Here is an 18516-nt window from a genome sequence, read left to right as displayed (position 1 = left end):
GCGGTCCCGGCAGAGGCGGCTGGGGTGATCAACTGGCCAGCTTCTACTGTTTGGTCTGCGCGTGGTGGCGGGTGAGGGCCTGCCAGCGCCGTTCGAAGTCGTCGACCTGGTCGGCGATGTAGGTGGTGGTGATGGGCCTGTTGTGCTGCGCCGTGATCCCCTGCGCAGCACATTCCTGTGCAACGGCATCCAGAGAGGGTGTCTGGGTGCGCAGGCGTTGCTCGGCCCACAGGTGGTAGATCCGGAACGGCAGCAGGTAGCGGCGCAGGCAGATCTATCACCCGCGGGCGAGGCCGTTCAGGAAGCGAGGACCAAGGTGGCGTTATGGCCGCCGAAGCCGAAAGAGTTGCTCAGGGCCGCCAGTGGTCCTTGAGGAAGTTGGCGCGGTGATCCGGTCACTATGTCCAAGCCGATTGCGTCGTCGGTCTCTTCTGCGTTGAGGGTCGGGGGCACGACGCGGTGGTAGAGGGCCAGCAGGGTGGTGATCGCCTCGACGGGGCCGGAGCCGCTCTGCAGGTGTCCGATCATGGACTTGGGAGCCGAGACGGCGATCTGGTCGGTGTGGGCGCCGCACACACGATGTAGGGCGCGGGCTTCGGCGAGGTCTCCGGCCGGTGTGGAGGTGGCGTGGGCGTTGACATGGGCGATGTCGGTGACCGACAGGCCGGCGTCGGCGAGCGCCCGGGTGATGGCTTTGGCCGCACCGAGTCCCTCGGGCTGCGGCTGGGCGATGCGGTGCCCGTCGACAGACATTCCGATACCGAGGATCCGGCCGTAGACCCGGGCACCGCGGGCGCGGGCATGGGCCTGCGACTCAAGGATCACGATGCCCGCGCCCTCGCCGAGCAGGAAACCGTCCCGGCTCTTGGCGAAAGGGCGGGAGGCACCCTGCGGGTCGTCGTTACGTCGGGAAAGGGCACGCATGGCGGCGAACCCGCCCAGGCCGAACGGGTGGATCGGCGCCTCGGCGCCGCCGGCGATCACGACGTCGGCCCGGCCCAAGCGAATCATGTCCGCCGCCAGCCCGATGGCCTCGGTCCCCGAGGCACAGGCGCTCACCGGCGTATGGGCACTGCCCTGGGCGCCGTACTGGATGGCTATCTGCGCCGCCGAGCTGTTGGGCAGCAGGGACGGCACCGCGTAGGGCGACATGTGCTTCCAGCCCTTGGTCTGGAGCGTCTGATGCGCAGCGAGCATGGTCTCTACGCCGATGGTGGAGGAGACCGCGACCGAGAGCCGCTCGGTGTCCAGCTCCGTAGCGGTATCGAGGCCGGCGTCCGCCCAGGCTTCGTGTACGGCCATCAGCGCCAGCTGCGTGACGCGGTCCATCCGGCGCGCCTGCGCGGGCGGGAGGGCTGCCGCGGGGTCCACGGCCGCGGGTGCGGCGATCCGCACCGGCAACTCATGGGCCCACGGTTCGTTCAAAACCCGGGCTCCTGACCGGCCTTCCAGCATGCCCTGCCAGCTGGAGGTGACGTTGGCGCCCAGGGGCGTGACCGCTCCGAGTCCGGTGACCACGACATCCGACGCTCCGGCGGAAGCTTTCTCTACCACGATCTTCCTCATTCAGTTATCTGTTTGACCAAAAGGGTAAAGCTACCTAAACGTCGCAAAATGGTGGCTGTCAGGTGGAGTTGGGTCGCAGTCGTCAACGAGGTGCTGGCGCGACTCTCGCGTGACCCCGTCGACATGTTCGCGGAGATGGAGGCCGCCCGCCGCGCCGCCCGGCACATGCGCCGGGCCGCCTCGGTCAGCCGGTGCCGGATCTGCCGGCACCCGGTCCACGCCCACGCCCTGCTGGGCGGAGTACGGGTGTGCACCAAGTCCTGGGACGGAGGGCCGCCGTCCTGCCGGGAGTGCGCACGCCTGCGTCGACGAAGAAGCTGAGCAACGGATGGGACTCAACCGCGCGGATCATGCCCGCGACCCTAACGACCGCAAGCGAAATGGTCCGCCCCGTACCGAGGAGTGCGGGACGGACCATCGGGTGTGGGTCAGCAGTCGCGGCTCGTCGCCGAGTTGGGATGCCAGGTCTCCGAGCCGGAGCCCGCGCCCCTCCAGTAGAACGCCGCCACCGCGCGGAAACTATTCGGTGGCCCGCTGCACGGGTCGATGGTGCTGGTGCCGGCCAGGTCGCTGATGGCATGCCAACTGTCGTTATCGTCTGCTTGGCGCACCGTCACCCAGCCAGTGGAGGACGTGTAGCGCTGGAGCCTCACGTTGTTGACCTTGACTCCGTAGTTGCCGCCACCGTCGGCGTCGGTGATCTTCGCCCGTGCCCGGAAGGTGTCCGCGTCCGGGTCCCACCAGATCATGGTGCAGCGCTTGACCTGGGTGCCGTGGCAATCCCATGTGCCTGATGCGGATGCCGACGACGGAGTGAGGACGATCGACGCGCCGAGCGTCGCGGCGACCAACGCGCCGGTGGTGCCGACCCGGCGCACACGCTTGACCCTCATGAGAACCCTTCCTGAGTTTCCAGACACCGAGGCGGCAGGATCGCTCGCCTCGAATCTGATGCCGGAAGCCCCTGTCAGCCCCGTACAGCGGGCACAGTAGCCCGGCTCGGCCGCTGAGTGTGCCGGTCGTTTGACCCACAAGGGAACGGCCGCCGCGAACACCGGAGTACGGGCAAGGCGGCGGACGAGACCGCCTCTGGTTTACAGCCGTGACCTTGTTGAGCTCGACTGCTGCTACCGCTGGGACCACGAGAAGTCGCCCTACGGGTCGGTCAGATCCGTGGCTCGCAGCGAAGGCGCGGGTCACCGCGGAGTGCGGAGGGTTGGGGTGCTCGGGTTGTTGGTTCGACAACTTTGCGACGTCATCGCGCAGCTTCTCCACGATCTGCTCGTACCGCTGGACGCTGGCGTTGCCGATCTTGTTCGTCCTGGGAACCGTGCCCACCCTCTGCTGGCAAGGGCGACTTCTTCCGGCCCCACCGAGGCGATTCCAGCAGGCCCCGAAATGTGAAGCCCGCTCCGAGGCGACCTGCATCGGCCCCGCCCGTGACCGGCTCGTCGGGCCAAGTAGGACTGTTTTCAAGCCGTCTTCGCTGGCGGCGATCTTCACAGATTGGGGCCGATTCGAGGCGCCTCGGTGGTCCCAAAACGCGTCGCCATAGCCAGCATCACTACAAGCAAGCCCCACCGGGCGCGCCAACGCTGGACTGACTTGATCATTAACCTCGCTGCTGTTTCAGGCGGACGTGTTCGGTGAGGGTTTCGATTCGTTTCAGGGTCTTCCCGGGCTCGTGACGTGGGGCTGGCCTGCGGTTCTTCGAGCCGGGTGGGCGTCCGGGGCCGGGCTTGGAGGGTCTGGGCACGTCGGCGGGACGGGCGGTCTTCGCGCGGAGGTGGCGAAACCCCCGGCGGACCCGGGCGGGGGTAAGTCGGCGCGGCTCGGCGGGCCGTTCCCAGGGTCGGCGGAGGTCCTCGGCGAGGGGCCGGGCGAGGCGGAGTTGGGTGTGGGCGGCGATGATCAGCCAGGTCCACAGGTCGGCCGTGTGTGGATCGCGGACCTTGGGGACGGTCCAGCCCAGGGTCTGTTTGAACAGCCGGAAGGTGTGTTCAAGATCGAATCTGCGGAGGAACGCCTGCCACCGCTGGTCGACGTCCTGTCCGGTCATTCCGGTGCGCGAGGACCACAGCCACACCGGCTTGGGGTCGCGGTCGCCGGGCAGGTGGTCGACCTTCAGCCGGATCAACGTGCCGTGGATTAAAGGGAGTTCACCGCAGTGGTCGAGCCAGGGGCCACGGGCCTGCAAGCGGGGGTGCATCCGGTCCCAGGCGAGGGCTTCGGCCTGGCCGTAGCGGGTGGTGTCGCAGGTCGTGGCCTGGTCGGGAGTGTGCCAGGAGGCCGGCTTGGAGAAGGTGAGGACGCCGCCGTGCTTGCGGGGCTGTCCGCCGCGTGGGGTGGAGCGGCGTGGGCCGGCGTCGCGGAGCATGACGCGGTCCGAGCGGAGCCGGCCGATCAGCTCGACGGGCAGGTCGGCCAGGACGTAGGCGAGGCGGGTGACGTCGTAGCCGGTGTCCATGACGACGAGGATGTCCGCGTCGCCCGGCCGCCACTGCCCGGCATGTACCAGCCGGGTGACCACCTCGCGCAGCTGGGTGGCGGTCACCGCGGTGGCATCGTCGGCCGGTCCCAGCCGGATCGCGTCCAGCACGGCCGTCCAGGACGTGCGTCCCGTCTCCAGTGCGGCGACGAAGGAGTAGGGCCAGCCGGGGATGAACTGATCCGCGCTGCGGCCCCGTCCGTAGACGTGGCAGAACAGCAGCTCCGGGCTGGTGGGGGCGTCGGGTCGCAGCCAGTTGCTCACGTCCACCGCGAGCACGATCCGCCCGTCGGCGGCTCGTGGCAGCGGCGTGGAGGCCAGCAGCCTGCGTAGGCGGCGCGGTTCCAGCCAGCCGTGGTTGATGGCGTCGTACATCGCCCCGTGCCCGCGCCGGTGCTCGGCCGTCAGCGTCAACTCGACCAGCGAGGTGACCGGGCCGTCCGAGCACAGCACCGCGTCGGTGAGCTCGAAGAGCGCATCCGCCCGCGTGTAGAGGCAGCAGTCGTAGAACTCGACACGAAAGTGGGACAGGACACCCAACGCGGCGTCAGCGGACTGTTCAGCGGCGAGACTCTTCACCAGCGGCCGTTCCTTCACGCGACGTTGCTCGACACCTCGAAGCGTGAAGAACGGCCGCCCTGCTGTCCCAGGAACGAACCAAGATCAGCGGGTCAGGTGAACGGCCGAGGTTAAACACCAAGCTAAGACGGGCCCTGGCCACCACCCCAGACAAGCCCGCCACGTTCCGCCAGACCCTCTCCGCAGCGGCACCGGATCCGCCGCCACGGCCAGCCACGCTGGTCTCGGATCCGGTGCCGTGGGGAGCAGCCGCCCGCACGGGCGTTGGGGCGGGTACCGCGAAGACCACGTCCAGGTCGGCGCCCCAGTCATACGCTGGGTCGTAGTACGGGAGCGTGGTTTCGGGGGACACGGTGAGCGCGATCGAGGCGTCCGGCACAGCATCTGACGACACGTCGGGTGGTATGTGGTTTGTCAGTCATGCGGGTGCGGATCGGGCGTGGGCGGAGTGGATCGCCTGGCAGCTGATCGATGCCGGCCTGCAGGTGGAGTTGGACTGCTGGGACTGGGCTGCGGGCGACAACTTCGTCGTGAAGATGAACACCGCGCTGGAGCACGGCCGCTTCCTGGCCCTGTTCTCGCCGGCCTACTTCGAGCTGGAGCGGTTCACCACCCCGGAATGGACCGCGATGCTCGCGATGCGGGAGAAGATCACCCCGGTCCGTGTCGCCGATACCGTCGCCCCGGCGATCCTGCGTCCCCTGATCACCCGCGACCTGTTCGGCCTGGACGAGGAAGCCGCCCGCCGGGTGCTCCTGGAGGCCGTCGCAGGCCCGGCCCGCCCCACCACCCGCGGGGCCTTCCCGGGATCGGGGGCGCTGCGTCAGCTGGGCGGCAGTGGGCCGCGGCTGCCAGGCACGCTACCGCGGGTGTGGAACCTGCCCGCCCGCAACCCGTCCTTCACCGGCCGCGACTCCCTCCTCGTCGAACTGCGCCAGACCCTCGCGGCTGGCGGACGGGTGGCCGTTCAGGCTCTTCACGGACGGGGTGGAGTCGGCAAGACGCAGCTCGCTACCGAGTACGCGCACCGTTTCGCCGGCGAGTACGAGCTGGCCTGGTGGATCCCGGCCGAAGACCCCGCACTCATCCCCGACCAGCTCGCCCAACTCGCCACCCGGATCGGTGCCGCACCCCCTGGTACACCGCCCGCCGATGCGGTGGACGCCCTGCTCGGCGAGCTGCGCACGAGGTCGCGGTGGCTGCTGGTGTTCGACAACCTCGAAGACCCCACCGCCCTGACCGGCTATCTGCCGGGCGGTGGCGGCCATGTGCTGATCACTTCCCGCAACCCGCACTGGCGCGCCCACGCGATCCCGCTGAATGTCGATTTTTTCACCCGCGCCGAGTCGGTCGCTCTGCTTCACGCGCACGGCGCTGTCCTGGATACGGCCGCCGCCGACCACCTGGCCCACAGCCTGGACGATCTACCGCTCGCCCTCGCCCAGAGTGCCGCCCTCCTCGCTGACGGCCTGTCCGCGGCCGATCTGAGCGCCGAACTGGCCAAGAGCACAGCCGCGGTCCTGGCCCACGGCCGCCCCGACGGCTATCCGGTCTCGCTGGCCGCGCAGATCCACCTCACCACCAGCCGCCTGCACACCGACCACCCCGGCGCTGCCGCCCTGCTGTCTGCGCTGGCCCTGCTGGCTCCCGAGCCCTTCCCCGTCACCACCTGCGCCGGCCACCTCCCCGACCACGCCTCCACCCCCCTCACGGGCGCCTTGGCCAGCCCGCTGACCGCCCGTCCCGCCCTGCACGCCCTCACCCGCCACAGCCTGGCCCGCGCCCAGGACGGCACCCTCCAACTCCACCGCCTCACCCAGCGCGTGCTGGCCGACCAGCTCACCCCCGACCAACACCAGCAGGCCCAACGGGACGCCGAAGCCCTCCTGACCGCAGCCGCACCCGGAGCCGCCGGCGATCCCGCGGCATGGCCGGCCTGGCGGGTACTCCTGCCCCACCTCCTCGTGGTGGACCCGGCCCACATCACCACCACGGCGGCACGGGATAGGGTCCGCAACGCATGCTGGTACCTGATGGACCGGGGCCAGGCCCACCCCGCCCGCGACCGCCTCCAACAGCTGTACGACATCTGGTCCCGGGAACTCGGCCCGGACCACGAGGACACGCTGTGGACCGCCCACTACCTCGCCCGCGCCCACGGCGACACCCAGAACCATGAGCGAGGTCGTGCCTTGGACGAGGACACCCTCCAACGCCGACGCCACCTGTTGGGCGAGGACCACCCCCACACCCTGACCACCGCATCCAACCTGGCCCTCAGGCTGGCGGCGCTGGGGCTGATGGAGGAGGCGCGGGTTCTGGGTGAGGAGACGTTGGCCCGGCAGCGGCGGGTGCTGGGTGAGGACCACCCGGACGCCCTGACCACTGCCACCAACCTGACCGTCTTGTTGGCGGCGCTGGGGCTGACGGAGGAGGCGCGGGTGCTGGGTGAGGAGACGTTGGCCCGTCAGCGGCGGGTGCTGGGCGAGGACCACCCCAACACTCTGACCGCTGCCTTCAACCTGGCCAACCGGCTGTCGGAGCTGGGGCTGACGGAGGAGGCCCGGGCCTTGGACGAGGACATCCTCCAGCGCCGCCGCCGTCTCCTGGGTGAGGACCACCCGGACGCCCTGCGCACCGCCTATAACTTGGCCATCCGGCTGGGGGAGCTGGGGCTGACGGAGGAGGCGCGGGTGCTGGGTGAGGAGACGTTGGCCCGTCAGCGGCGGGTGCTGGGTGAGGACCACCCGGACGCCCTGCTCACTGCCTCCAACTTGGCCATCCGGCTGGGGGAGCTGGGGCTGACGGAGGAGGCGCGGGTGCTGGGTGAGGAGACGTTGGCCCGTCAGCGGCGGGTGCTGGGTGAGGACCACCCCGACACCCTGAACACCGCCTCCAACCTGGCTGCTGACCTGGCGGCGCTGGGGCTGACGGAGGAGGCGCGGGTGCTGGGTGAGGAGACGTTTGAGCGGCGGCGGCGGGTGCTGGGTGAGGACCACCCCAACACCCTGACCACCGCCTACAACCTGGTCATCGATCTGGCGAATGTGGGGCTGACGGGAGAGGCGCGGGTGCTGGGTGAGGAGACGTTGGCCCGTCGGCGGCGGGTGCTGGGTGAGGATCACCCCGCCACCCTGGCCACCGTCGGCTTTTTGGAACAGTTGGGTGAGGAGGCGGAGGGCCCTGGCGTCGAGGAGTGATCAGCGCTCTCAGCTGCTACCAGCGCATCCCCAACGCGTTGAGGGCATCACGGCGTTCAGCGCTCAGCTTCGCGGCCCTGCGGCGGGTGTTGTCGATGAACCCCCCAAGTTTCACGCCCGGCTCCTGGCTGCCGTCTCCCTCGCCTGAGGTGATCGTTTCGAGGTGTTTGCGGGGCACATTCAGGTGTCCTTCGCGGGCGTGGAACTGGCGTGCGGCGGCAAGGTTGGCCGCCCACCGGTCGCCCTGGGAGCGCCGTGCCGGCACTACCGCCACGGCCTGGCCCTCGGGGTCCACGCCGATCGTCTCCAGCAGGTACTCCTGGACGGGCACGAGCCGGTCCCACCCGGCCGTCTGTCCGGCGATCCACACCCCGAGATCCTCGCCCTGGACGACGACGTGCCCCGGCGCGGCCGGGAGCGCCCCGCCGGCCTGCACGTGCGCGAGCGCCAACCGATACGCGCGCTGCCAGGCGATCTCCCATCCGGTGCCCATCTGGGGTCGATCTCGTTGAGCGCTTCCATGCGGCTTTCGGACAGCTCCCCGGCATACGAGACTGTTATCTCTCGCCCTGCTGTCCAAGATTTCTCTTGTTTGTGTGTCACGTGATGTAGCTGGCTGAGCAGGGAAGTAGCGGCGGTGAGGCGACATTGCGTGAGAGATAGGCGTGACAAGTCGTGCAAACGCGCAGGACATCTTGGTGCAGGTTCCGTTGGAGATTTGATCTTGTTTGGGATGCCGGAGATCACCCTTCCGGCGAGCAGGGGCAGCGCCCTGCTTCCCTCAGGCGAGCCTCCGGCCACCGGCCCCGCGCTGGCGCCGCGTTCCGCCCGTCTTCCCCGCAGCGGCATCGGGTCCGTCGCCACGGCCGGCCACGCTGGTTTCGGATCTGGTGCCGTGGGCTAGTCGGCCCCCGCCGTGGACGGAGGACCGTGAAGACCAGGTCCCGGCTGGCTTCCGCCCCATACGCTGGAACGCAGCACGGAGTGTGGTTTCGGGGGACACGATGAGCGTGATCGACGGGTTCGGCAAGGCATCTGACGGTACGTCGGACCGACCATGGTTCATTAGTCATGCGGGTGCGGACCGGGCGTGGGCGGAGTGGATCGCCTGGCAGCTCCTGGACGCCGGGCACCAGGTGGAGCTGGATTACTGGGACTGGGGTGCGGGCGACAACTTCGTGATGAAGATGAACGCCGCCCTCGAGCGCGGCCGGCTGCTGGCGTTGTTCTCCCCGGCGTATTTCGAGCCGGAGCGGTTCACGACGCCGGAGTGGACCGCGATGGTGGCGATGCGGGAGAAGATCACCCCGGTCCGGGTGGCCGAGGTGGAGGCTCCCGCGATCCTGCGTCCGCTGCTGAGCCGGGATCTGTTCGGTCTGATCCCGGAGGAGGCGCGGAGGGTGTTGCTGGAGGCGGTCAACGGCCCGTCCCGGCCGACCATCAAGCCGCCCTTCCCCGGACCCGCCCCAGACCGTGGCGGGGTGTTGCGGCAGGTGGGCGCCAGTAGCCCGCGTCTGCCGGGCTCGCTACCGCGAGTGTGGAACCTGCCTGCCCGCAACGCGTCCTTCACTGGCCGCGACGCCCTCCTGGTCCAGTTGCGCCAGGCCCTGGCGGCGGACAGCCGGGTGGCAGTGCAGGCCCTGCACGGCCGGGGTGGGGTCGGCAAAACGCAGCTGGCGATCGAGTACGCGCACCGGTTCGCCGGCGAGTACGAGCTGGTGTGGTGGGTGGCATCGGAAGACCCCACGCTCATCCCCGACCAGCTCGCCGCGCTCGCGCTCCACACCGGTGCCGCGCCCGCGGGCACACCGTCCGCCGACGCGGTCTCCGCCCTGCTCGCCGAACTGCGCACACGTTCACGCTGGCTGCTGGTGTTCGACAACGCCGAAGACCCCGACGCGCTCGCCCCGTTCCTGCCCGGCGGTCCGGGCCACGTACTGATCACGTCCCGCAACCCGCACTGGCACACCCACGCCGTCCCCCTGGACATCGACACCCTCTCCCGTACCGAGTCGGTGGCGTTGCTGCGCGCTCAGGGCGCCGTCGTCACCGACATGGACGCCGACTCCATCGCCGCCACGCTGGACGATCTGCCGCTCGCGCTGGCGCAGGCGGCGGCGCTGTTGCCCCGGGGGTTGTCGGCGGCGGGTCTGAGGGAGGAGCTGGCAGCGAACCTGGTTCAGGTGATGACTCAGAGCCACCCGCCTGGCTATCCGACCGCGCTGGCTGCGCAGGTCCGCCTGACCCGCACCCGCCTGGCCACCGACCATCCGGGAGCGGCTGCGGTGGTGGATGCGCTGGTCCTGCTGGCACCCGAACCCTTCCCCCTGGCCACCTGCGCCGGCCACCTTCCCGAGCAGGCCTCCACCCTCCTGAAGGAGACGGTGGGTTCGCGGTTGGGGGCGGTGGGGGTGGTGGAGGCGGTCGCCCGGCACGGGCTGGCCCGCGTCGAGGACGGCACCCTGCAACTGCACCGCCTCACCCAGGAGATACTCAGGGGGCAGATGACCGACCAGGAGCACGACCAGGCGAGGGCTGATGCCGAAGCACTCCTGACCGCAGCCAGCCCCGCCAACCTGGGCGAGCCGCGGTCCTGGCCGGCCTGGCAGGTCCTGCTCCCGCACGCCCTGGCCCTCGACCCCGCCCGGCTCACCACCAGCTGGGGCCGGGAGGTGGTGGCGTCGGCGTGCTGGTATCTGATGGAGCGCGGACAGGCCCGCCCGGCCCGCGAACACCTGCAACCGTTGTATGACAGCTGCCTGCAGCAACTGGGCGCCGATCACGACGACACCCTGTGGGCCGCCCACCACCTGGCTCGCGCCTACGCCGACACCCAGGATCATGAACGCGCCCGTGCCCTGGACGAAGACACCCTCACCCGCCGCCGACGCCTCCACGGCGACGACCACCCCAACACCCTGGCCAGCGCCCACAGCCTTGCCGTCCGGCTGTGGGCGCTGGGACGGCACGAGGAAGCCCTCGCCCTGGACGAGCAGACTCTGCAGACGCTCCGTCGGATGCGGGGGGCGGTGCATCCGGCCACGCTGCGCGCAGCGTCGAACCTGGCTATCCGGCTGGGGGCTGTGGGTCGGGTGGAGGAGGCGTTGATGTGGGAGGAGGAGACGTTGGAGGTGCAGCGTCGGGTGTTGGGGGCGGAGCATCCGGACACGCTGCGCACGGCATACAACCTGGCCGTTTGGTTGGCGGCTGTGGGCCGGGTGGAGGAGGCGGTGGTGCTGGGGGAGGAGACGTTGGAGGTGCAGCGTCGGGTGCTGGGGGCGGAGCATCCGGCCACGCTGCTCACAGCGTCCAAACTGGCCTTCCATCTGGCGGATGTGGGTCGGGCGGAGGATGCGGTGGTATCGGGGGAGGAGACGTTGGAGGTGCAGCGTCGGGTGTTGGGTGAGAGCCACCCTGACACCCGGAGGACAGCCAGGTGGCTGGAGTTGTTGGGCGGGAAACCGGAGAGTTCTGGGGCAGGGGAGTGACCCTGCCACCAGCCACTTCCGCACCGTCCACCAGGCATTCCCAACGCGTCGAGTGCCGCGCGCCGTTGTGCTGACAGGTTGGCCGCGCGGCGGCTGGTGTTGTCCACGGCGGCCGGGATCTTGCGGTGCGCTTCATGGGTGTAGCTCTTCTCCGGTGAGGTCGTTGCTCAGGCGGTGAGTTTGTAGTCGGCCTGGTCGGCGGCGGGATGTAGGCGCCTGCGTTCGGCCTGGACGTGGAAGTTCCAGTACGCCGGGAAGTCGTCGTTGCTGATGACGGCGCGGAGGTTGAGGAGTGCCTCGGCGCCTGGGACGCTCCATCTGCTGCCGGTTATGTCGAGTCGGTCGGCGATGAGGTGGCGGGCTGCGCCTTCGATGACGCCGCTGGCGATGGGCCAGCCGGCGGCGAGTGCCCGGTCGTAGTGGACGAAGTCGGCGTTGTTGTTGAGGTATTGGCAGGCTTTGTCGGCGGCCGTCCGTTGATCACCTGTCAGCTTGCGGTGGTCGGCTTCGGCGCGGATCTCGTCGGCGGCCTGTTGGCCGCATCCGTGCAGGACACGGGCGGCCTTGACGGCGATCCAGTCCTCGGCAGCCGGATCGGCGGGAGCGTGGAAGCAGCGGGCCGCGGCCCAGAGTTTCTCGATCACGTGGACCAGGTCGAGGACGATGTGGATGTTCACGCCGCGGCGCTCGGCCTCGGCCTGGATCAGGTCGAGTTGGTGGCGGGCGCCGTCGACGAGGACCACCCAGCACCTGCGGTGCTGCGGGTCACGGGCCTGGGCCTGGTCGAAGGCGGCGGCGATGACGTGCTCGGGATCGTGCTCGACCGATCCTGTCAGCCACTTGGCCTGGGCTTTGGGACCGGGGCGCGGGATGCGGGCGGTGCTGCGGCCGCCGGGCGGGGCGATGATGTCGTGCGGGCGGCGCACGGCCGGGTCGGCGTCGTAGACGGCGGCCAGGGTCGCCATCCGCTTGCGTCCCGTCTTCTCCCCGACGGCCAGGCGGGTGCGGAAGGTCCGCTTGGCACGCTCGGCTGCCTTGCGGGTGGCCTCGCGCAGATGGCCCGGCCGCATGATGATCCCCTTGCCGTCCGCGGACAGCACCAGCAGCGTGGATGCGTTCTGCGGCACCGGGGTGCGCGTGGCGTAGAACGCGGCCACGTCCACCGCCGCTGCCTGCACCAGGTGTTCGACCTGGCGTTTGCCCACGACCTTCCCGCAGCAGCGGGTGATCGCCTCCATCGCGGTGTCATACGAGCCGCGCACCGCCTCGAGCACGGCCAGCTTGCGCACTCCCAGGCTGTGCCGCTCGTGCGGCAGGCCGAGCACCGCGTCGGCCGGATAGCAGTTGGCCTGGCCCGGCGACCTGAGCGCGCACCGGGTGACCCTCACCGTCCCGATGATGGTGGCCAGTTCGCGGTGATGCCCGCGCTCCAGCCGGGTGCGTCCGCCGGCGAGGGCTGCACGGGCGCATGGATCCAGCACGGTCAGTTCCGCCTCCTCGTGGCGGGCGCGCAGGTCAAGGTGGGCCTGCAGCAGCAGCCGGGCCAGCTCCCGGCCCCGCGCCGCGGCCATCTCCTCCACGTCCTGATGGGGCAGGGCCAGTACGGCGGGGCCGGAGAGATCGCAGATCAGCTGAGTGAAGAAAGAAACCGCGCTGGCAAACGGGTCAGCCATCGCGGCATGCTCGTAGTCTTCCATCGGGCTCTCGTTCCGGGGCATCGAATGGTTTCGTCACCCTCGACGCTAGGCGCGAGAGCCCTCCCGCTCACCGGCGCGAGGCGACACCACGGAGTCGTTGCCGCGCCCCGGCGCACGCCCCGGCGGCGCCGTATCCCGCGAAGCGAACAGACCCGGCGACACCTCGGCGATCCAACCCCGCCCGCTCAGCCGCTTCAGCTTCGACCGGAACCCTTCCACCTTGCTCTTGTCCGTCGACAAACCCAACACGGAGCACAGCTGATGCGCCCGCATCGGATGCACCGCGTCGGCGAGCACCTCCACGATGTCCGCGTACGCATCCGGCAGCGCCTCCGCCCCCAACTGGTCCGTCCACGACGGCACCAGCCGCACCCCGACCGGCGAGCCGGCCTCGAACCGGTCCGCTTCCGCCGCTGGTTCCTCAGGCGCCCCGGCCTCGCCTTCCGGCTCCATCTCCGCATCCGGTCCGGTGACCGGCCCGTCCCCGGACAGGATCTCGGTCATCGTCTCCCGGGTGATCTCCAACCGGGAAACCACGGCTTCCTGCTCGGCCAGCTGCCCCGCCAACTCATTGATCTGACCACGCAGTTCCGAGATCCGAGCCCGCGCACCAGCCTCGCGCCGCTCCAACTCCTCCAACCACGACACCATCGACGCCCCCAAGAACCCGAACCCTGGGCACGACGATCCGGCAAACCACCGCGATCAGCAACGATCGAGCCCAAAAAGGACTCACCGGAGAAGAGCTACACCCGCGCTTCATTGACCGAACGGTGCAACGAGCGTCCGACGGCTGACGCTGTATGGCCGCCCGCCGCCAAGGCGGGCGCTCGGGGCTTGTGGACGTTCACGATATTCCCCATCGGAAGTTCAAGCACTTCCCCATGGGGATCCCGGAGGCGCTTCGTCAGCACAAGTTCCCTAGCGGATCGGAGCAGCCCTTCTTGGCCGCCCGTCGGCAAAGTCCAGGGTCATGCCAGACCCTCGCTCGGCGTCGTGGCGCGCAAGTGAGGCGTGTGTGGCCCGGCGGCCGCAGTTGAACACTCACCCGATTCGCGTGCGAAGTGCGTCGGCCGGACGGCCCACACCCGGATCGCCACGTCCCGCTGGCCACCTTAGATTTCGCCGAAGACGCGGGCTTTCACCCGCTCTTCACCGAAAGGTCTGCCTGGATGATTCACCGTTGGCTCACAGCCGCTCTGGGCACGCTTCTGCTTCTCACACCCGGGTCACTCGCCACGGCCTCGGCCGCCGAGCACCCTGCCACGTTGCGGGTCATGACCCGCAACGTCTACCAGGGTGCCGACCTCACGCCCGTCCTCTCCGCCACCAGCCCCCAGGCGCTCGTCGCCGCGGTGACCGCGGCGTACGCGAACGTCCAGGCGACGAACTTCCCCGAGCGCGCCGAGGCGCTGGCCGACGAGATCGCCGACAGCGACCCCCACCTGGTGGGCCTGCAGGAAGCCGTGCTCTGGCGCAGCCAGACCCCCGCCGGACCGGGCAGCGCCACCCACGTCGAGTACGACGTCCTGCGGATCCTTCTCGACAAGCTCGCCGCCCGGGGCGAGCACTACAGAGCCGTGGCCACCGTAGAGCTCAGCGACTTCGAGGCACCGCGGTCCACGCCCGCCGGCCTGCAGGACATCCGGCTCACCGACCGCAACGCACTCCTGGCCCGCACCGACCTGCCCGCGCGTGTCTTCTCCGTGGCCAACGCACAGTCGGCGCAGTTCCAGAACCACGTGCCCCTCTGCAGCCCGGTGCTGGGCTGCCCGCCCAACGCCCCCCTCCGGTTCCTGAGCGGCTGGGTCGCTGCCGATGCCACCCTGCGCGGGCACACAGCTCGGGTGGTCACCACCCATCTGGACCCCCTCTCCCGCACCGTCCAGGAGGCGCAGGCCGTCGAGCTGCTCGACGGCCCGCTGGACACCGCACTTCCCACCGTCCTTCTCAGCGACCTCAACTCGGCCGCCGGCGGAGTCGGCGCAACACCGGGGACCGATACCCAGACCTACAACCGCCTGCTGGCCGCCGGCTTCACCGATGCCTGGACCGCAACCCGCGGGCGCGAGCCCGGCTTCACCTGCTGCCAGGCCCCCGACCTGCGCAACCCCACCTCCACCCTCAGCCAGCGCATCGATTACGTGCTCTTCCGCGGCAGCGTCACCGCGCTGACGGCCAACCTGGTGGGCCACACACAGGCCGACCGCACCCCGTCAGGCCTGTGGCCCTCCGACCACTCAGGCGTCCGGAGCGTGCTCACGCTGCGCTGAGTGACGGCCGCGCATGCCCCGAGCTCGCGGTACGAGCCCAGAAGTCCGCCGGCATGACGACATGACGAAGGGCTCCACCGCCAGGGTGGAGCCCTTCGTTCGTCCGAGTGGGGTTTCGAACTCGTGGTTGCCCTCAACACGCTCCGATCAAACGGCCACGAAGGAGCACCCCATCGCGAGGGGACCTCGGTCTGGGGAATTGCGTGACGCTCAAGGCCGCGATCGTGGGGAAATCCGTGAACGCTCACAGGGCTGGCCGGCAATCAGGGCGAGACCCGGACCACCGTGGTCCGGGCCTCGCGTTCTGATGGTCTGCGCCTTGGTTATGTCGTAATCCCGGCTGAATGTGACGCCGGGGCAGCCCCGTTTACCAGCGCATGCCGAGGACATCGAGATCCGCACGCCGCTCTGCCGGCAGCTTGGCCGCACGGCGCCGTGTGTTGTCCAGGAAAGACCCCAGCTTGATCTCCTCGCCGTCGACGGCCTCGCCGTGCTTGCGCGCCAGCTGCAAGTGCCCTTCCCGGGCGTGGAACTGACGGGCGGCCGCAAGGGTTGGCCGCCCGAACGCCGTGGCGGCACCACCGCCACGCCCTCGGCCTCGGGATCCACACCGACGGGCTCCATCAGGTACTGCTGGACGGGCACGAGCCGGTCCCACCCGGCCACCTGCCCGGCGATCCGCACTCCGAGGTCCTCGCCCTGGACGACGACGTCCCCCGGCAGGGCCGGGAGCGCCCCACCCGCCGTCACGTGCGCGAGGGATGCAGGAAAGGCCCGTGTTGGCGTCCCGAATGCCAGCTCGCCGACCGCCTCAAACGCCCCAGCTGATACACCCGTAGGACCCGCCACACATGGCGAGGAGCTCGCCCGCGGTCCCAGGTAACAGGCGCTGATTCGCCGGAGCATCGGGAGAGCCCAGGGATCCCCGTCGCCGGGGGCGGGTTCAGCATTGCTGTCAACCGACGTCGAAGAGATTCGGCAGTCGAAGGAGGTAACGGGTGCGGTCGTGGCGTTTGATCCGCTCGAACTCGGGGGCCCGGTACAGCGGGGTGACGGTGCAGCGTTCCGCGGCCGAACTGATCCCGTCCAGCAGGGCGTTGACGGCCTGCCGGGCCGAGGTGTTGGCGCCTTCCATGGTGGCCAGATCGATGGGCACGGCCACATAGTCGCCGGACAGGAAGAGGTTGGGGATCTTCGTAGCCGATCGCGGACGGTGGTGGAAGGTCCCTGTCGGATGGATGAGCAACTGCTCCTCGTTGACCGGGTTCGGAGTGCCGAGGCCGTCGACAGCGGGATCGAGGAACCAGGAGTGGAGCACGGAGTCCTTCAGGACCGTACGGCCGCTGTCATTGAGCGCCGCCTTCAACTGCGCCCACACCTCGCGGGCGACTTCGGCGCGGGTGCACTGCTTGGCGGTCTTGCCGTACAGGATGCCCGGCTGGTCCCACTCGGAGACGTCCACGGACAGACAGTCCGCGACCGTGCCGTCGCCGAAGTCGGCAGGGAAGTCGTGGCCCGGCCAGTGCTGGGCCTGGGCGATCGCGGTCAGCGACCAGGGGGAGTCGATGAGGTCGAGGTGGCCGTGCAGTATCGGCGTACGTTCGGTCAGATAGAACTGGATGCCGGTCATCCAGTCCGTCTCCAGCCGGTCGCACTCGGCCAGTTGGGGATCGGCGGCGCGCACGGCGGAGTTCCAGGTGCGGCGCGCGTGCTCGACCGGCATGGCCGAGATGTAGTGGTCGGCGGTGACAGTCCGGCGGGCACCACCCGGGTCCTCCACGACGGCGCCGGCGATCCGGCCCGTGTCCAGGATCAGGTCCCGTACGGTCCAGCCGATGTGGAACTCGACCCCGAGCGACTTCAGGTACGTCACCCAGGGGTCGATCCAGGCCTCGTTGGTGGGCGCGTTGAGGATCCGGTCCAGCGGTCCGTCCGCGCCCCGCCCGAGGAGGTTGAAGGCGAAGGCCTCCAGCAGGGTGGCGACGGTACGGGTGCTGGCCTCTTCCGCCTTGGTGGCCACGATGTTGCGGGTGATGCCAATGGCGAGGATCCGCTGGTAGTCGTACGACATCCGTCCGGCCCGTACGAACTCCCACCACGGCATCTGCTCCCAGGTCTCGTCGCGGCGTTCATCGCAGCTGGTGAGGAAGACCAGGAAGCGGTTGGCGAAGTAGAGGGCCTCGTGGAGGGGGAGGTTGAAGGCGGTGTCCAGGACCGAGGTGAGGGCGCGGCGGATCTCGTCGGGGGTGAGTTCGGCCGGGGTGTTGCCGGGCCACGGAAGCGGGATCCGGATGTCCTCGCGGCCGCCCGACCGGGCGAACAGCATCTCCTTGGGGGCGACGAGGTTGTCGTGGACACCGCCCGGGTTGCCGGGGAAGGGGATGCGCCGCATGGTGTCGGGCAGGTTGTGGTAGATGCCGGGGATGAAGCGGAAGCCGTGCTCCCCGGGCAGGGGCCCGCGGCCGCCCGTGGCGCTGTCCGGTACGTCCATGCTGCGGGCCTTGCCGCCCAGCGCCTTGCGTTCGTAGACCGTGACCCGGAAGCCGCGTTCGGCGAGTTCGTGGGCGGCCGTGAGTCCTGCGACGCCTCCGCCCAGTACGGCCACGGTCTGTGCGGCGGCGCTGTTCCGGGCCGCGGCCCGTTGGGGGGTCGCGAGGGCGACCCCGCCGCCGGCGGCCGCGGCCGAACCCAGGAACCCTCTGCGTGTGGTGCCGCCCATCGCTGCCCCTTACCGTAGGTAACCACCGGCGCACGAGGATATGGGCGACGCACCGATCCCGGAAGACGGCCAACGGAGCTTGGGCCTCTTTGGCTTGATGCCGCATCACCTCGGCGCACCCGACGGCGTGCGGCCAAGGCGTTCCAGATCCCTTGCTTCTTCGCCGGATAGGCCCGGTTCGGTCCCGTTGTAAGGTCTCTGACCTGCAGTTATAAGGTTGTGATAAAGGTCACTTCGGGGGGTGGAGTGTGTCCGTTTGGTCCTCTGTTCACGGGTTGTTCATGGGAGTTACTGTCCTGCTTCACTGATCAACTTTCTGGTTGGGCCGGGTTCTTCGTGCTGGGGAGCATGACCGGTTCTGCTTGGGCGCTGGCCAGTCCCTTTTTGTTGTTCATCGGTTCGTGGCTCCTGGCCGTTTGGTGCGCGGGGGTTGTGTGGGGGGTTCGGGTGGCTGCTCGGCGTGCGCGTTGGTTGTCCGTGTCGTTGGCGGGCGCGGTGTTGGCCGG

At 69.6% G+C, this 18516-nt stretch carries 13 protein-coding genes; 5 read left to right on the top strand and 8 right to left on the bottom strand.

The genetic code is table 11. The annotated features are described in order from the left end of the window. Positions 1-297: 297 nt before the first annotated feature. On the bottom strand, positions 298-1554 hold the full coding sequence (locus OHU89_RS01555; protein ID WP_405639072.1) for a beta-ketoacyl-[acyl-carrier-protein] synthase family protein: 1257 nt from the start codon (positions 1552-1554) through the stop codon (positions 298-300). A 60-nt stretch (positions 1555-1614) separates the two neighbouring features. On the opposite strand from OHU89_RS01555, the gene OHU89_RS01550 reads away from it, so the two are divergent. Beyond that, complete coding sequence (locus OHU89_RS01550; protein WP_405639070.1) at positions 1615-1887, top strand: hypothetical protein; 273 nt, start codon at positions 1615-1617, stop codon at positions 1885-1887. A 107-nt stretch (positions 1888-1994) separates the two neighbouring features. Here the strand turns inward: OHU89_RS01550 and OHU89_RS01545 are convergent, their stop codons facing one another. Beyond that, positions 1995-2459, bottom strand: a complete 465-nt coding sequence (locus tag OHU89_RS01545) for a hypothetical protein (protein ID WP_405639068.1) — start codon at positions 2457-2459, stop codon at positions 1995-1997. Positions 2460-3178: 719 nt separating this feature from the next. Continuing rightward, a complete protein-coding gene (locus OHU89_RS01540; protein ID WP_405654258.1) occupies positions 3179-4594 on the bottom strand; it encodes an NF041680 family putative transposase in 1416 nt (471 codons plus the stop codon). A 443-nt stretch (positions 4595-5037) separates the two neighbouring features. On the opposite strand from OHU89_RS01540, the gene fxsT (OHU89_RS01535) reads away from it, so the two are divergent. After that, entirely contained in the window at positions 5038-7833 is a 2796-nt protein-coding gene (gene fxsT, locus OHU89_RS01535; RefSeq protein WP_405639066.1) for an FxSxx-COOH system tetratricopeptide repeat protein, read from the top strand. 16 nt (positions 7834-7849) lie between these two features. Here the strand turns inward: fxsT (OHU89_RS01535) and OHU89_RS01530 are convergent, their stop codons facing one another. After that, positions 7850-8326 (bottom strand): helicase associated domain-containing protein, encoded by a 477-nt coding sequence (locus OHU89_RS01530; protein WP_405639064.1) that lies wholly within the window; start codon positions 8324-8326, stop codon positions 7850-7852. A 511-nt stretch (positions 8327-8837) separates the two neighbouring features. On the opposite strand from OHU89_RS01530, the gene fxsT (OHU89_RS01525) reads away from it, so the two are divergent. After that, entirely contained in the window at positions 8838-11321 is a 2484-nt protein-coding gene (gene fxsT, locus OHU89_RS01525; RefSeq protein WP_405639062.1) for an FxSxx-COOH system tetratricopeptide repeat protein, read from the top strand. A 167-nt stretch (positions 11322-11488) separates the two neighbouring features. Here fxsT (OHU89_RS01525) and OHU89_RS01520 read toward each other — a convergent pair whose 3' ends face one another. Both OHU89_RS01520 and OHU89_RS01515 read right to left on the bottom strand, forming a co-directional pair. Then, the gene (locus OHU89_RS01520) at positions 11489-13018 is read right to left on the bottom strand and encodes an ISKra4 family transposase (protein WP_405639060.1); all 1530 of its coding nucleotides are present in this window, start codon (positions 13016-13018) and stop codon (positions 11489-11491) included. Positions 13019-13063: 45 nt separating this feature from the next. After that, complete coding sequence (locus tag OHU89_RS01515; protein ID WP_405639058.1) at positions 13064-13669, bottom strand: hypothetical protein; 606 nt, start codon at positions 13667-13669, stop codon at positions 13064-13066. Between the two features lie 626 nt (positions 13670-14295). Here OHU89_RS01515 and OHU89_RS01510 point away from each other — a divergent pair. After that, a complete protein-coding gene (locus OHU89_RS01510) occupies positions 14296-15291 on the top strand; it encodes an endonuclease/exonuclease/phosphatase family protein (protein ID WP_405639056.1) in 996 nt (331 codons plus the stop codon). A gap of 367 nt (positions 15292-15658) precedes the next feature. Here OHU89_RS01510 and OHU89_RS01505 read toward each other — a convergent pair whose 3' ends face one another. Beyond that, the gene (locus OHU89_RS01505) at positions 15659-15949 is read right to left on the bottom strand and encodes a helicase associated domain-containing protein (protein WP_405639054.1); all 291 of its coding nucleotides are present in this window, start codon (positions 15947-15949) and stop codon (positions 15659-15661) included. Between OHU89_RS01505 and OHU89_RS01500 the strand changes: the two genes are divergently transcribed. Further along, a complete protein-coding gene (locus OHU89_RS01500) occupies positions 15844-16119 on the top strand; it encodes a hypothetical protein (protein WP_405655091.1) in 276 nt (91 codons plus the stop codon). The two genes, OHU89_RS01505 and OHU89_RS01500, sit on opposite strands and share 106 nt — an antisense overlap. Positions 16120-16246: 127 nt before the next feature. On the opposite strand, the gene OHU89_RS01495 is transcribed toward OHU89_RS01500, so the two are convergent. After that, positions 16247-18010 (bottom strand): FAD-dependent oxidoreductase, encoded by a 1764-nt coding sequence (locus OHU89_RS01495; RefSeq protein ID WP_405639052.1) that lies wholly within the window; start codon positions 18008-18010, stop codon positions 16247-16249. Positions 18011-18516: the final 506 nt, after the last annotated feature.

This window comes from Streptomyces sp. NBC_00019 (assembly GCF_045041015.1).
Lineage (GTDB): Bacteria > Actinomycetota > Actinomycetes > Streptomycetales > Streptomycetaceae > Streptomyces.
The sequence above is the reverse complement of the archived record's forward strand: the minus strand, read 5'-3'. Positions and strand labels throughout refer to the sequence as shown.

Coding starts and splice junctions, on each gene's coding strand:
- OHU89_RS01550 (WP_405639070.1), top strand. CDS start 1,615: ATGGTGGCTGTCAGGTGGAGTTGGGTCGCAGTCGTCAACGAGGTGCTG.
- OHU89_RS01545 (WP_405639068.1), bottom strand. CDS start 2,459: ATGAGGGTCAAGCGTGTGCGCCGGGTCGGCACCACCGGCGCGTTGGTC.
- fxsT (WP_405639066.1), top strand. CDS start 5,038: ATGTGGTTTGTCAGTCATGCGGGTGCGGATCGGGCGTGGGCGGAGTGG.
- OHU89_RS01530 (WP_405639064.1), bottom strand. CDS start 8,326: ATGGGCACCGGATGGGAGATCGCCTGGCAGCGCGCGTATCGGTTGGCG.
- fxsT (WP_405639062.1), top strand. CDS start 8,838: ATGAGCGTGATCGACGGGTTCGGCAAGGCATCTGACGGTACGTCGGAC.
- OHU89_RS01520 (WP_405639060.1), bottom strand. CDS start 13,018: ATGGAAGACTACGAGCATGCCGCGATGGCTGACCCGTTTGCCAGCGCG.
- OHU89_RS01515 (WP_405639058.1), bottom strand. CDS start 13,669: ATGGTGTCGTGGTTGGAGGAGTTGGAGCGGCGCGAGGCTGGTGCGCGG.
- OHU89_RS01510 (WP_405639056.1), top strand. CDS start 14,296: ATGACCCGCAACGTCTACCAGGGTGCCGACCTCACGCCCGTCCTCTCC.
- OHU89_RS01495 (WP_405639052.1), bottom strand. CDS start 18,010: ATGGGCGGCACCACACGCAGAGGGTTCCTGGGTTCGGCCGCGGCCGCC.